The sequence below is a fragment of the Candidatus Liberibacter asiaticus genome (assembly GCF_000590865.3).
Lineage (GTDB): Bacteria > Pseudomonadota > Alphaproteobacteria > Rhizobiales > Rhizobiaceae > Liberibacter > Liberibacter asiaticus.
The window spans coordinates 1,146,902-1,161,953 of sequence record NZ_CP010804.2 but is presented as its reverse complement, the minus strand read 5'-3'; the positions used below and the strand labels follow the sequence as shown (position 1 = coordinate 1,161,953).

Sequence of the window (15,052 nt, the reverse complement as noted above, 5' to 3'; positions counted from 1 at the left end):
AATTATAAGGAATAAAAGGAATGTTGGCATACGAATTAGAACATATTTCTTCAGAAAAAAAAAATATTGCGCATTTATCATCAAAGGTTTTTGCTGTAGCTCCCATGGTTGATTGGACTGATCGACATTATCGTTTTTTTGCACGCTTATTGACCAATAATGCTTTGCTCTATACTGAAATGATTGTGGCTGATGCGATTCTACGCGGGGACAAAAAAAATATTTTAGGTTTTAGTACGCAAGAAAAACCACTCGCTTTGCAAATTGGTGGAGCTGATATCTCGAAACTCGTTGAAGCCGCAAAAATCGTAGAAGATTTTGGATATAATGAAATTAATCTCAATGTTGGTTGTCCCTCGGCTCGTGTTCATGAAGGATCTTTTGGAGCGTGTCTGATGCTTAATCCTGATATTGTTGGCGATTGTATTGCAGCCATGTGCAAAGCACTTTCTATTCCTGTAACAGTGAAGTGTCGTATCGGTGTTGATGATCAAATTCCTGCAGTTGCTTTGCGAAATTTGGTGAAATCCATAAAAAAATCAGGAGTAAATGGCATATGGATTCACGCACGTAAAGCCATTCTCAAGGGTTTATCACCCAAAGATAATCGTAAAATTCCAAATCTTGACTATGATATCGTTTATGAGATAAAAAAAGAAAACCCAGATCTTTTTATAGGTCTTAATGGTGGTCTAGAGGACATGTCGCAAGCCTTAAAGATCTTGCCCTCTGTGGATGGGGTTATGATTGGTCGAGCGGCCTATAAAAACAGTGCCATGCTTACTACCGTTGATGAATACTTTAGCAATCCTCTCACGGGGTCGTCTCCTATAAAGACAAGAGTCGATAAGGATTTCTGGAGAAAAATAAGCGCCTCGATGACTGATTATGCCGCGCGCCATCTCCACTCGGGTGGAAAGTTACAACAGATTACTCGCCATATGATTGGTTTATTCCATGGATTTCCAAATTCACGACGTTGTCGCCATATCCTGACTGTTGAAGCCGGTGCTTCAACAGCAACTCATCACATCATTGAAACAGCATTTAACCTTATGATCGAATCTTTATAAATCATCTTCTTAAACAATACTTTAGAGCCTTTCTGACACACTTTGAGTAACTTCCCAAGAATAATTCTCAAATCATCAAAAATTCAAAAAAAACACCGGTCGTTATTTTATTTTTTGTGAACGGATCAATGCTTCTACTTTGTCACAGAAAAATATTGATGATTATCAACGACCTTACTCCCATCACGGATATTGAAAATGTTTAATTTCATCAAACAATTCAACATAAACCGAGTCATCATAGTAAAATTCTTTAATTGATAATAGACGCAACGTCTCCCGATTGTTATGTGTTTTATTTTACAGAAGAGGATAGAGAAGCGGGATCTTTTTCTTTTACTACAGAGATGTCAGGAGCATCTTCAGCTTTCATGCCAACAATGTGATAGCCAGCATCTACATAATGGCACTCACCAGTAACGCCACTAGAAAAATCAGAAAGCAGGTAAAGCGCTGATTTGGCTACCTCATCGTGTGTAATGTTACGTCCAAGAGGGGAGTTATACTCATTCCATTTAAGAATGTATCTGAAATCGCTAATGCCAGAAGAAGCAAGAGTTTTAGCCGGTCCAGCAGAAAGTGCATTGACCCTAATGCCAGATTGCCTGCCTAAATCCATTGCAAGATAACGGACAGCGGATTGCAACGCTGCTTTTGCAGGTCCCATACAGTTATAATGCGGCATCACTTTATCAGCGCCGAGATACGTGAGGGTTAACATGCTACCACCTTTATTCATTAGGGAAGATGCACGAGCTGCCAAAGCAGTGAAAGAATATACGGAAACATCCATTGTATTCAGGAAATTTTCGCGAGTTGTGTTGATATACGGTCCAGTAAGCTCGGCTTTATCAGAAAAGGCAATGGCGTGAACTAGGAAATCGATTGTTCCCCATTCCTTTTCTAAATTACGAAAAACATCGTCAATTGTCTCAGAATTCGAAACGTTGCAGTGACCTGCCATAAAAAAATCCATCCCTTCAACAAGACCCTCAATACGTTTCTTAGTAGCATCACCTTGCCACGTTAACGCAACTTTGGCACCTGCAGCATGGCACATCTTAGCAATCGACCACGCAAGCGAACGGTTATTTGCGACACCTAAAACAATACCTCGTTTGTCTTTCATGAGGTTATCTACTACAAGCATCTAAAACTCCTATTTGGGGGCTATTCCTTTTGGATACGTATTACATAATATTGTTAGTATATTCAAGTTTACTTTATATTATTGTAAATTTCCTTAGGGGGGAAAAAACCAAAGTCAGCATTTAAAAAAATGAGATACATCTATGAAACAAGACGTTCCTATTAATAATGATGTAGTTTTTACGTTATTATCTCAGTGGATGCAAGAGGCGCAATCCAGTGAATCTCATGATCCTCATGCGGTAGTATTGGCAACTGCTGATCGTATGGGATTTCCCAATGCACGTGTAGTCTTGATCAAACATTTTGATCAGGAAGGATTTGTATTTTATACTAATAGCCAGAGCCCTAAAGGCAAAGAAATACTGGAAAATCCCAAAGCATCGTTGTGCTTTCATTGGAAGTCTTTGGCACGACAATTGCGTGTACGAGGTTTAGTTGAAAAATACTGTGACCTCGCATCGGATCATTATTATGCATCGCGACCACGGGAAAGTAAAATAGGAGCATGGGCTTCAAAACAATCACAAAAGATGCCATCGCTTGATGATTTACAGAAATCCGTACAGCGGTATTCTTCTTTTTATCAAGAAAAAGAAATTCCCCGTCCTGTTTGGTGGCATGGCTTTCGCATTTGTCCTTTATCTATAGAATTTTGGAGTGAACGTCCCTATCGTCTCCATGATCGTCTTCTCTTTTCGCGTGAAACCATCGCAGGAAAATGGACGCAATTTTTATTGTATCCATAGTCACCATTGAGGATGCAATATATGGAACATATCTTTCTCGAAGGCTATGGTTTCCTAAGCCTGAGAGAAAGCGATGGTCGTGCTGATTTTTCTGATATTTCCGAGGGTATTGCACTTTTAAATATTATTTATAACACGATGAAAAAACCTGTACTATCATTTGAAAATGATGTACATATAAGCGTTGAATAAATAATATTGAAGATGCCATCAATTGTTGGATCAGAGGAGAATTTGAGATATAAAATAACTATGGAAAAGCATAACATTGATATCAATTGGAAAATAGTCTGACAATGTTTTAGAGACGTACGAATGTCTCAAAAGTTAATCCAAATAAGTATTAGGGCAGTTGTTAGCTGATCATTGAAGTTCCGTTAATAGCTTCGAAACGGATTATGCTATCTCCAACATTTGCTACAACTTGTTTTTGTGGAATGAATTCGGATCGATTGGTTCTATGAAGGATTTCCAGAAAATATAAAGAAGGAAAAAGAGTGTTATAGACCTTTTAATGGTTGGGAAAAAGTTGCGACAAGCCATGTAAAAAATCCGATTAAACCAGACTCAATTCGGAGTATCAACCGAGATTTGAATAGTTTATCTTGAATATTATTAAAATTATGTTAGTATGAAATCTATGCATATCTCATATGAGATTTATGCATAGATATTTGCGAGGTATCGGACGTTCTTGGTATGTCTGTAGGACATCACGTTGCTGGAAAAAGAGTGGGGATGGTATTCGGTATACAGCGGGCAGTTCGCTGTAGTTTTCCCGAGTTACGCTTAGAAATATTGTGCACCGAAGTGAGATGGTTTCTTATGCTCGTATTTAGTCGTAATTAAAAAGGTGTCTAGAGCGTCAGAGGTAGGGTTCTCAAAATATTTTGTGTTCGATAATGGTGTGTGTGTGCGGTCATTGCCGGATTTTTGTCTAGTGTGAGCTATCGTAACAAGTATTCTTAAACGATGGCGGGATCGACATTAATCTTTATGAATCAATATGTTCACAATCGGGAACGTTCTTATAGATTAAACGAGTGTTAAAAAAATCACTCGATTGGATCTATTTTGGTGATGAGATGATTATTCCAAAGAAGTTAGAGTGCTCATCTGATCTGAATCATGTTTCCTACCTCTCGTTAGCAAAATAAAAATCACGGAACAGGTTTTTTCAAAAATTTTTGGTGTTCTTAAGTGAGGGATAAGGGTTGATGCAAGATATAGAGGACAGTATACCCAAAATCACGTCAAGTACAGGCAAATGTCTCAAATTCATAATGCGAGCATTCGGGCTCTTCGATTCAGCAGAGCAACGTAAGCTGTGGTCTCTTTTACGTTATTGGAGTGTCGAGTTTTGGGAATTGCTATGCCGAACATTTTTGTGGCTACTTTGTTTAGGGTTTTTCACTTTGTTTGCCTATTGGTTTTTCGGAGAGAAGTTCTCTTATGATGTATCAATAAAGATAGTGCTAGCAATTAACGTACTTCTATTTTCTTTTGTTATTGCTTTGTTAGGTAATCCCAACATAGAAATGGCAAAAGATATTGCCCAATTATTCACATTAATTGACAATATAGAGAATGGGTATGGTCAATATTTAGAGAAAATAAGCCAAAAAAACGTAGAAAAGGACTTTTTTAATTCCAAGTTTTTCACGCATTTTAAAGAATATATCGACGAAGTTGATAAAATTCTTATGAGATATGGGATAGAAGGTATTCCATTAACCGATTTCGATCATGAGAAAATAAAAAGTTATCTAACGCATATTAAAATTGTAAGGGATTGTTTGAAAAAAGATAATATCCATTATGCTAAAGAGCTTCGTAATGATTGGATCGGGAGTAACAGATAGAATTAATCTTTTTATCAGGTTGAATTATTGTTCTGAAAAGGGTATTTTTTTAGTGAAAAAATGCCCTTTGTATTATCACCGTTATCTGTATCTCTAAGGCAATACGGTGTCTATTTTCCTTTCATAAGTTGACCGTATTCGTTTTTTAACGGAACAAATACAAATGGTTATATTTTTTCTCTCTTTTATTATTGGCAGATGCATGATAATAATATAGAATTGCGCAAATTTTTATCCATTGCCTTTTTTGAGTTTATTTGTTGGAGACGTAGCCGTTGGCAAAAGATTGGAGCTTTTTTTCTGAACGTCTTGAGCACGATTCTTCTATTTGTGCCATGCATGCGGACTCTTTTGGTCCTGGTCGTTTTGTTCGAGCTGCTGTTTTATTGCGCGAACAAGGAATGCACGATCTTTCTCTCTCTTTTCTTTGTGCAGAGGGAAAAAGAATTGTAGGATCAGTGCGTATGACGCCGATTTCTATAGAAAAAATCACAGGGCATTTGCTAGGACCTATAGTAGTACATCCATTATATCAAAACAAAGGCATCGGAAGAAAATTGATCAGCATGTCCGTTGATGCTGCTGAAAAAAAGGGATCACAAGTCATCGTACTAGTAGGGGATATTGCTTATTATAGTAAATTAGGTTTTCAAGCAGTACCTTGGAAATCCCTGATATTGCCTGCTCCCGTTGATCCTAATCGGGTGTTGTTTCTCCCACTTGTGCAGAACGTTGCTCAAAATATTAAGGGAATAGTTCGTTGCAGAGAAGTATGAGAAGATATTGCTTTTTACGCTGTTACACACTTCTTAATAAGCATATTCTTCAAAACACGGATCTATCGATTTTCCCCATCTGGTATGATAGGCAGCGAGCATTTCATCAGCAGTAGTCTGGTTATTATGAATAATTTTTTCTAACGGTTTTAAAAAAATTGTTTCATCTTCTTGCAAATGATTTTTTGCAGAACGATTTTTTAGTCCCTGATGTGCAAAAGTGAGAATTTGGATTGCAATATCTTTTAAAGATTGACCTCTAACAGTAGAGCGCATTCCCTTAGATGGAACAGTATTGTTTAATTTGTTAATATCGTAAAATGACCAACTGGATGTTAAGTGATCTGCATTTTGCAAGGCAGATGAGTCGTAAAGGATGCCTGTCCAAAAGGCTGCAACGGCAAAAATATTTTCTAATCTACCAGAATCAGCACCACGCATTTCAAGACAATTCCTTAAACGTACAGCAGGAAATAGTGTTGACAAGTGATTTTCCCAATCTTCTAGCGTAGGGTGCCATTCTTTGATTCTACCCTTGAGCGCTCCGTTCATAAACTGACGAAATGTTATATCCGTACAGCAATAATACTCTTTTTTACGTAGGATAAAATACATTGGAATGTCTAATGCCCATTGTGCGTAGTGTTCAAAATTACTATTATCCCTGAGAATAAAAGGCAAAATTTCTGTACGATCGCTATCTGTATGTCGCCATATCTCACTTCGCCATGATTGAAATCCATTGATTCGACCTTCTGCAAAGGGAGAAGAAGCAAAAATTGCTGTAGCAAGTGGTTGTAATTTAAAAGAAACTCGTAACTTAGTAGCCATGTCGTGCTCGCTACTGAAGTCAAGACTGACTTGTGTAGTGCAGGTTCTGAACATCATGTCTAAACCATGAGTGCCAACTTGGGGCATATATTTTTTCATGAGTACATAACGTGATTTAGGCATTATTGGCATTTCATCTAATTTCCATTTAGGATTAAAGCCCATTCCTAGAATGCCAAGATCAAGGTTTTGAGTAATTTCTTTGAGTATTTGGATATATCCGAGAATTTCTCCTTTGATTTGATGGACATTTTGTAATGTCGTAGTGGACAATTCTAATTGTCCTCCAGGTTCGATAGAAATCCCCGCTTTACTCAATGGATTCGCCAACCCTATGATATTGCCTTTATCCATGATTTCTTTCCACGCAAGCTTTTTTTGTATTGCTTGTAAAATTGTGACAATGCTTTTTTCTCCGTCATAAGGCAGAGGGCGATGATCTGCACGTGAAAAGATAAAACTTTCGTGTTCTGTTCCAATTCGAAATTCTTCCTGTGGCTTGATCCCAGATGCAATATGTTGCACCAAATCATCAATGGAAGTTACGATAGTATTAGCTAACGGATTGCATGTCATATTTATTCCTTTACATAAGAACTAAAGAGCAATATTAAACCGATAGGGATGACTAAAATGTGCATTCGTTTCAGTACCAATCACCACAAATCGCTTGAACTAAAGCCATAGCTGCAACTGCTGCAGTATCAGAACGTAGAATTCTCGGACCTAGAGAAAGAGGGGTGACAAAAGGAAGAGAATGCAGTGTTTCTTTTTCCTCAGAATGGTATCCTCCTTCTGGGCCAATGAGAATTGCTACGTTTGGAATATGCGCAATTGCGTGAAGTTTTTCTAAAGAGTTCTCTGAACCGCATGTTTCATCTGCAAAAACTATCTGACAATTGTGATCCCAATTTTTTAGTAGAAACTCTAGTGTAGTTGGGGGATATATAAAGGGTAACGTGAGAATATCGCACTGTTCTGCAGCACTAATTGTATATGTGCGTACACGATCCATATTATAGTGTGTGTTTTGTGTGTAGCGGGTGATGACAGGACGAATTGCTCCCATTCCCATCTCAACTGATTTTTGAATCATATAATCAAGGCGATTGGTTTTAATTGGGGAAAAGATATACTGTACATCAGATTGCTTAGTTTGAGATCTGCTCTGATATTCCACTTTAAATCTAATACTTTTACCTACATACGAAATCTTACTCAACCACTCTCCATCCTTGCCGTTAAACAGTAAAATATTATCACCTTCTTTCATTCGCAATACATGGGCAAGATAGTGATATTGATCTCCACTTGCTTTGCCTTGAGTTTTAATACACAAAGGAAAATCGACAAACAAACGCTTAAGGTGGGAATGTATTTTCATCAGTAAATATATTTCAAACGTAACAGAAAATATCGAAGAAGTATGGCATAATAAATAAAATATCTATAATTGGCATCAGGGTATCATTTTTTCTTCAAAAAAAATATTTAATTAATATGATATGGAATATATATTTTTTGGATTTTGCAATACTAGAGGGAATAATCAGTATTATCTGTTTATATGAATTGTATTAGCATCAGTAAGCAACTAAGAGAATCTTGAATATTTAGCTTGATTAGTGAAATTTTTATTCCTTGTTGTCGGAAAAGGCTCAGATTTATGAGATTTTCTGAAGATTGAAACAAAGAAGAATGTAGTTGTGAAGCGGGTGTACGAATTTTTAAGGGCATATTGGATAGAAAAAAGCCATATTATAGTGCAGATAAGATATCTGAATCAAGAATTTTTTCCCTAAAGTATGCAGATCATATTTTCTATTGTTGTATGATATTTATCGGTGTTATCGATGGGGTAGTGAGATCAATTTCTAGTTTGTGTTTTCCGTATTTTTGAAATAGTGTGCCATTTTGAGAGTATCGAAGAATTCATTTATATATTAATCATATTAATTAATGAGATTTACATATTATTTGTTGTTTAATAGTGCGATTGGTTGGAGGTAAAAACTATTGTGCCGTTATGGGTAAATTTTTCCTGCATTATTTCTGTTTTTGTGTCAAATGTTGTTTTTTATTACTTATTGATGGACATGAGTATGTTAAGTAAGTTTTTTCAGAAATTAAACTACTTAAATGTGGAGTATAGGGTACTTTCTAAAAATCTCTCTCTGCTATTTTCTCAAGGTTTTTATTTCCATGACCGCATTACAAGGGTAAGCATTGTAGTTCTCGTGTTTTTCGTTGGCATCTTGGTTGGAAAGATTTTAAGATTCTACTTTTGGATTGCCTAGGAAGTGAAGAGTCGTGACCTCAATATGTTGCAAAAAAAGAATCAAGATTTTCTTTTGCTGTTTTGCTATTATCTAGTTTATTCAATTGAAAATTTGCCGATAAGACACAATATTTTCCTTGTGCACCGCACGTTATAATAAGAGAGAAAATTTGTGGAAGGAAAGATATTTTTTGTAGAGGTATTGAAGAGAATAAAGTAATAGCGAATACTCTTCGCCACACCGCTTGGTGGTTATGGCTTCTTGTCATACAAAATAAGATTGTTTTGGAGGATAAAGGTGCGGAGATTCCAGAAAACTTCCTATAGGGAACTTCTATGAATGCGATTTAAGAATATTAGATTCTTTATTATGATAGTTTTCTAAGGTTTCTTTTTAGATATCAAGCAATTAATTAATTAATTAATTAATATAGATGATGCTTCTTTCAAGGTAGTAGTCTATCTAGTCAAGGACGCAAATCCATCATGGTTATTTTATTGATCTCCTGTCAAAAAGATAAAGTAGTTTCCAAAATCAATTGTGCATTTGTAAAATATCTGTTTTAATTGCGGTGTTCTTATAATACCGTTGAAAAAGTTGATTCCATAATCGATGGATTTTCGTATTTTGGAATGCTGATACGTAGTAATATACGACCTATCCATGTCCGTTGTGTGTTTTATTGTATTTAGCAGAGTGTTTCAATAATTTGGAGATAATAGGTTATCATGCTGGAGATAATACGCAAAGCTTCTCGTACATGGGTTGCAAAAATTTTTCTTGTTGTCTTGTTCGTTCCTTTCCTTATTTGGGGATTGTCCGATGCTCTCTTTTCTGTTTCAGGATCGTCGACAGTGGTTTCTGTGGGTCGTCAGAAAGTTCCCTTTTCTTCTTTTATTAATTCTTGGAAACAAGAATTAGGTATGATATCCCAGAAAATCGGGTTTGTTGTTAATTCGGAGAGAGCGAGATCCGTCGGTTTGGATAAGAAAATTCTTGATAACCTCGTTTCTGGAGCTACTCTTGACCAGTTTATTGAAGATATAGGATTAGAAGCTGATCATGGTCGTGTCTGGGGAGAAATTGCGCGTTCTCCGTTGTTCCACGGAAAAGATAATAAATTCAGTCACGATGTATTTGTATCTCGGCTTGCCCGCGAAGGTATAAATGAAAAAGAGTACATTGATCATTATACAAAGATGCTATCACGTACTGATGTGGTTGGAATGTTCGTTGGAGGAATGCGACCTTCTAATTTATTACTTGATCAAGCGAAGCGTTTTTATTTCGAAAATCGATCCGTTGACTATATTGTTCTCAACAATCGTCATGTTCCTGCCATAGCTGATCCATCAAATGCAGTTCTTACGCAATGGTTTGAAAAGTATAAAGATAATTATCGCGCTCCAGAGTACAAGCGTATCTCTTATATCTTGTTTGATGTTCATGAAAAAGAAAAGAAGATAGAGATATCAAATGATGAATTGCAGGCAGAATACGAAAAAAACAAAGAAAAGTATTTTTCGCCAGAGATTCGCACCGTAGAACAGTTAGTTTTTCCAAATCAAAAAGAAGCTGATGAAGCCTTTCAGTCTTTGAAAAAAGGAAAAAAATTCATTCAATTAGCCGAAGAGCAAGGTAAATCTCTCTCTGATATCTCATTAGGGAGTTTTTCTAAGGAGTATATACCAGATGTTTCTTTAGCAGATTCAATTTTTTCGCTTGCGAAAAAAGGTGATTTTACTCCCGTGATTCATGGTTCTTTTGGATATGTCATTGCCCATGTAAGTAATATTAAACCTAGTTTTACAGTATCTTTTCAGGAGGTAAAGAAGGATATTGCAAATCAGATGCGCATTACAAAAGCAAGCGAAAAGGTTAAAGAGGATTATAAGAGATTGGAGGAATTTCTTGCCTTAGGAACAAGCATGGACGAAATTTCTCGCAGAGAAAAAATAGTTTCTATCGATCTCCCGCTTGTGGATTTTGCAGGTAAGGATGTGAAGGGTAAAGAGGTAGCGGCAATTCCTTATAAAGAGCAATTGTTATTCCGTGTTTTTGGCAAAGATGACCCTCTTTCTAAAGATCATACGGTAGCGTTACCTGATGGAAGCTACATGTGGGTTCAGATCAAAGAATCTATTCCTGCACGTGATCGAAAATTAGAGGAGGTTTTGACAGACGTCAAAAAAGATTGGAAAACTGTTAAAACAGCAGAAGAGGTGTCGAGTAAAGCCAATCAGTTGGTCTTGGAATATAGCAAAGAAGGAAAAAATTTTCGCGATATAGGAAAAAATTTGGGAGCATCCCTTTTAACTACAAATCAGATTAACCGTATGGACAACGAAAACAAATTCTTTGGATATGATGGTATCTCTCAGGTTTTTTCTGGTCCTGTAGAAATGGTCAAATGCTTCCCTATTGAGAATGGATTATCTTATGTAGTTTTCAAAGTAACGAATTCTAAGGTTGGTCCTGTTCAAGAAAAAGATAAATTTATCTCTTATTTAACACAGATGATGAATAAAGATTTGTTGGATTCGGTGATTGCTTATTTGAAAAGTCAGTATTCAGTTACCGTGCATGATAATCTGATTCAGAGATATCTAGATGGGGAGAAATAAAAAACAGTATCTCTTCTATGTCATGGTTGAATAATTGCTTGATGAGTGTTTTTTGAGATACTGCTTAATAGAAAAAGGGGGCATGGGAAAAAATGCCCCCTTTTTTTCTCTAGGATAATATTAGTATTAGGGAAGTTTTTTTTTATAATAGTTTCTTTGCTTTTGGTTGTATTTTATCACGGTCATCGATTTTCTTTTTAATATTTAAGTTATTGACTTATTTTTTTTATCTATGTCTTTATGATTTTTAAAAAGAATGTTCTTCGATTTCTATTCTTGCAATCCTTTGGGGAAATCTTGCATTCGTTATGGTATTCAATTACGTTTGTCGGTATTTTTTCAATTTTACCAATAAGGATCTTATTTGTAACAGGGATTGCTCTATCGTCTTAATTTACTACTCTATAGCATCCTATAGTTTTTGCGATAGAGGTATCTATTAAGAATCGAATACTTTTCTCTGTGTTTTTTCTATATAACATTACAATCTTAGATGAAATAATTTTATAATCTTTATTTAGCTATATGCTGAAGATGTAAAGATATCTTGTCTGTAATAATTCTAGACTGACGTGTAAGTAACACGCGAGGTTAATCCATCCAATCTGTAGAACGCTATGGACGATGCATGAAATGCATATTAGAGAACACCATTGACACATATATATTTAGATGAAGAAATCCTTTCTTTAATGCAGCAATGAGCGTTACTAGTGAGAATATTATTCGGTTTTATTGTTAAGAAAAATCATAGTAGTGATAAATATTGTTTAAATATCTTGCTTTATGGCTCGTGATTTTTTTAACATGTAACATACGAAGGATTGTTCTATGAAACGAAAACAGAAAATCATGTAAACCCAATAAGTCCGTGCTATATACATGGAAAAATACTTTGGCAAAAAATAACCCCATCATCTCAATCAAATAAATATGGAGATTGAGATGGGAGAAAATTTGAGAACCTGTATTGACACGTACTGATTAGCCTATCAAAAAATCAATTGTTTAAGCCTCCAAAGAGCATAAGCACCTCTCGTGTATCGTACTTGGATCCATGATCGGGTGGTGTTTGTTTAGTCGCATTAGGACAACGTTTATTAGCGACAGGACGTTTATTGACAAGACGACTGATAAATCCTACTGTTGTCTCCTTTCTCTTCTGTTCCGATACAGAAGAGTGCTCATTGGCAGCTAAGATAGGATTCGAAGATATAGCACTTAATAAAAACATAATCCTCACCACAAACTTACTCATTCATACCTCCATAAAGAAAAGAATACCATTGAAAAAAACTGGCATCTTGCTTGCACTTATAAGTACATCATTAGAAAATGAATAGTAATGCATTAAGAAAATGCACGCTCATCTTCAAGACTGCTCCAACATTTTTCTATGGAGTGCAAGTGTATTTCTAATATGATCGGGATGAGGATCAATATGACCGGGTGGAGGGCTTGAGTCAATACGAGTGCGACTAATGTGCTTCTGTTCAAAATGAGGAGGAGGCGAAGCATGTGTTGAAGAAGATGCCGAAGAAGAACTGTATTCATGTTTATAATGAGGAGAAGAAACATTAACATGAGATTGAGGAGCAGAACCCCTAGAGCTGTTCATTTCAGAGACATCAGGAACACGCGGAGTATTATTCACTGTATTACTCACTGAGTTGTTATAAGGTGATGACTTGGTGAAAGGACGCATATGGATTCTAGGTGAAGAAGCTTTCTTTTTAAATTCTCCACAACAACCAAAACTACTGCCAGATAAAGCATAGCCAGAAGATAAGAAAAAAAACATTAAAGATGAGGTTGAGGTTAATAAATTTTTACGCACGATATTTCCTTTTAAAAAACACAATCAATACGTGTGACACTAATATAAAGTACACTTAAAACGCAAATCTTAAATTTTAAAATTATTTGTTACTTCATAGATAGAAAACGCTAAGACCGTATTATTACATTTTAGAGTTGCATTGGTTGATGCTTTAAAAGTCTTTAGATGTCACTGTAAGGCTCCACTGTTTTTCCGCTAAAGGGACAAATCGGCAATAGGATGTTTTGGTTTTCTAGATAATCGAGATGCTCTCATTCTTTGATAAACGCTTACTTTTCATGCCTCATGATGCTATCTCAAGATTGTAACCAAGTCTTGATACAATATCCTCTTAAATAATCTTAAATATATGATTTTAATGTATTTTTAATATATTGCTACACCTTATTCTTAGGTTTGTGGTTAATAGAAATTCGAAAGAAGGACGAGGTGGGATTTAAGAAACCGTATCAAAATCAAATTGAACATGCACAGGGTGGAAGAAAAACCACTGCGTGGCTTGTTCATATATTCAAAAAAAATCTTATGGAGAGGTGATAGGAAAGATGGATCTGAGATGTGAATATGCTTAAGATTGTGCAGAAGAAGAGAGATTAGAACGTATAAACATAACTAAGATCCATTTTAACAATGCCTTCTTTTCCGCTTTCTGTTATATTTTTATCGGAAGAAATAAGAGCGCTCAAATTATCAGTTATCAAAATTCTCAATTGAGAACGATAAGTATTGAAAGCCTTATCACCAATTAAAACAACCCCAAAATCCCGTTGTAATTTAAGCCATGATGTCACTCACGTACGTGTAAAAGGATACCCCTACTTTTGATTCAACCCACTGATTCTGTAAGGTGAATGACGTAGATGGAGCGACATCAGCTCCTGTTTCTTTGAAAAATAGTCATTACCAAAATCATAACGCCATGTCTTTTCTATAAATAGTGTAGGTTTAGCTGTTAGTTCTGTTCGAGTACCTTCGATTTCAAATTCGACTTCTATTTTTAAACTTTTGGCTGTATCTAAATAATGAATTTTCTTATAATTCAAACCTAAAGAAACAAATGGCTCAAAACGATTACTAGCATCATGGCCATCAATAACCTCTGGCTGTCTCGCAGTAACAAGTTCGACAGCTAATTCATTTTCACAATACGATGTTTGGAAAAATCCTCCAACAAACGTAATTAATACACAGATTATTGCATAAAAAGCACGTACTATTATTCAGACCTGACACATAATTTGATATTCATACTAATGCGATTCCTTTTTCTTTATTTTAGGACTTACTGTATAGAATTACCGTAATCTGTATCGTTTAGGGATAAACTTTTTATTTTGTATTTTAGTCAACAATATTTGTCAATATGCGTTTATCATCGACATTGACCCGCTTTTCTCCTGCTTGAATAGGGCTTAATCCTGTGTTATTTGCCATGTGTGATCCTTTATTTTGTTTAATTCTTTATTTTTTGCTGTTAAAAATTTGCGAAAATGTTAGAAAAATCGTTAAATCAATGGTTTTTTTGCAGGTTATTTAGAGAGTAAAGTCAAAGAATAAACTAATTTTTTCAGGAGGATATTCTTTTCAACTATAGTCAATCAATGAGGTGGGATAATAGCATCTATAATAATGGATCATATATCATTAAGTTGGTAGTTTTAGAGAAGTGTTATTATCATGCGTATCAGTACTAGTTGGTGTACGCGAGAATAATAGATAGAGAAGAAAAAACAGTACTTTATGAGAAAATGCAAAGGTATTATTACATATTGTTCTCTGTTGCGAATCCATTTTATTTTACGGATTTGCAAGTAACATATTTTTTGTTTCAAAATGATGCTTTTTAATCATATACATGCGAATGAATTC

General features: G+C 35.5%; 13 protein-coding genes. 7 read left to right on the top strand and 6 right to left on the bottom strand.

What is annotated here, in order from left to right:
• Positions 1–20 precede the first annotated feature (20 nt).
• Positions 21–1,073 (top strand): tRNA dihydrouridine(20/20a) synthase DusA, encoded by a 1,053-nt coding sequence (dusA, locus tag CD16_RS05280; RefSeq protein ID WP_015452996.1) that lies wholly within the window; start codon positions 21–23, stop codon positions 1,071–1,073.
• 295 nt (positions 1,074–1,368) lie between these two features.
• Here dusA and CD16_RS05275 read toward each other — a convergent pair whose 3' ends face one another.
• Positions 1,369–2,223 carry an SDR family oxidoreductase gene (locus tag CD16_RS05275; protein ID WP_015452995.1) on the bottom strand — a complete coding sequence of 285 codons (855 nt, stop codon included), beginning with the start codon at positions 2,221–2,223 and terminating at the stop codon, positions 1,369–1,371.
• A gap of 142 nt (positions 2,224–2,365) precedes the next feature.
• On the opposite strand from CD16_RS05275, the gene pdxH reads away from it, so the two are divergent.
• The 5 genes from pdxH to CD16_RS05255 all read left to right on the top strand — a co-directional run bounded on the left by pdxH (position 2,366) and on the right by CD16_RS05255 (position 5,609).
• Complete coding sequence (pdxH, locus tag CD16_RS05270; protein ID WP_015452994.1) at positions 2,366–2,971, top strand: pyridoxamine 5'-phosphate oxidase; 606 nt, start codon at positions 2,366–2,368, stop codon at positions 2,969–2,971.
• Positions 2,972–2,992: 21 nt separating this feature from the next.
• Positions 2,993–3,163 carry a hypothetical protein gene (locus CD16_RS05740; RefSeq protein WP_015452993.1) on the top strand — a complete coding sequence of 57 codons (171 nt, stop codon included), beginning with the start codon at positions 2,993–2,995 and terminating at the stop codon, positions 3,161–3,163.
• Positions 3,164–3,670: 507 nt separating this feature from the next.
• Positions 3,671–3,820 (top strand): hypothetical protein, encoded by a 150-nt coding sequence (locus CD16_RS05265; RefSeq protein WP_155714015.1) that lies wholly within the window; start codon positions 3,671–3,673, stop codon positions 3,818–3,820.
• A 434-nt stretch (positions 3,821–4,254) separates the two neighbouring features.
• The gene (locus CD16_RS05260; RefSeq protein ID WP_244611725.1) at positions 4,255–4,833 is read left to right on the top strand and encodes a hypothetical protein; all 579 of its coding nucleotides are present in this window, start codon (positions 4,255–4,257) and stop codon (positions 4,831–4,833) included.
• Between the two features lie 275 nt (positions 4,834–5,108).
• Positions 5,109–5,609, top strand: a complete 501-nt coding sequence (locus CD16_RS05255; RefSeq protein ID WP_015452991.1) for a GNAT family N-acetyltransferase — start codon at positions 5,109–5,111, stop codon at positions 5,607–5,609.
• A 33-nt stretch (positions 5,610–5,642) separates the two neighbouring features.
• Here CD16_RS05255 and CD16_RS05250 read toward each other — a convergent pair whose 3' ends face one another.
• Both CD16_RS05250 and CD16_RS05245 read right to left on the bottom strand, forming a co-directional pair.
• Positions 5,643–7,016 (bottom strand): glutamate--cysteine ligase, encoded by a 1,374-nt coding sequence (locus CD16_RS05250; RefSeq protein ID WP_015452990.1) that lies wholly within the window; start codon positions 7,014–7,016, stop codon positions 5,643–5,645.
• 70 nt (positions 7,017–7,086) lie between these two features.
• Positions 7,087–7,824 carry a 16S rRNA (uracil(1498)-N(3))-methyltransferase gene (locus CD16_RS05245; RefSeq protein WP_015452989.1) on the bottom strand — a complete coding sequence of 246 codons (738 nt, stop codon included), beginning with the start codon at positions 7,822–7,824 and terminating at the stop codon, positions 7,087–7,089.
• A gap of 1,623 nt (positions 7,825–9,447) precedes the next feature.
• On the opposite strand from CD16_RS05245, the gene CD16_RS05235 reads away from it, so the two are divergent.
• Positions 9,448–11,343 (top strand): SurA N-terminal domain-containing protein, encoded by a 1,896-nt coding sequence (locus tag CD16_RS05235; protein ID WP_015452987.1) that lies wholly within the window; start codon positions 9,448–9,450, stop codon positions 11,341–11,343.
• Between the two features lie 1,000 nt (positions 11,344–12,343).
• On the opposite strand, the gene CD16_RS05230 is transcribed toward CD16_RS05235, so the two are convergent.
• From CD16_RS05230 to CD16_RS05220, 3 genes are all read right to left on the bottom strand, one after another.
• On the bottom strand, positions 12,344–12,601 hold the full coding sequence (locus CD16_RS05230) for a hypothetical protein (protein ID WP_015452986.1): 258 nt from the start codon (positions 12,599–12,601) through the stop codon (positions 12,344–12,346).
• Between the two features lie 114 nt (positions 12,602–12,715).
• On the bottom strand, positions 12,716–13,180 hold the full coding sequence (locus tag CD16_RS05225; protein WP_015452985.1) for a hypothetical protein: 465 nt from the start codon (positions 13,178–13,180) through the stop codon (positions 12,716–12,718).
• A 596-nt stretch (positions 13,181–13,776) separates the two neighbouring features.
• Positions 13,777–13,974 (bottom strand): hypothetical protein, encoded by a 198-nt coding sequence (locus CD16_RS05220; protein WP_015452983.1) that lies wholly within the window; start codon positions 13,972–13,974, stop codon positions 13,777–13,779.
• Positions 13,975–15,052 lie beyond the last annotated feature (1,078 nt).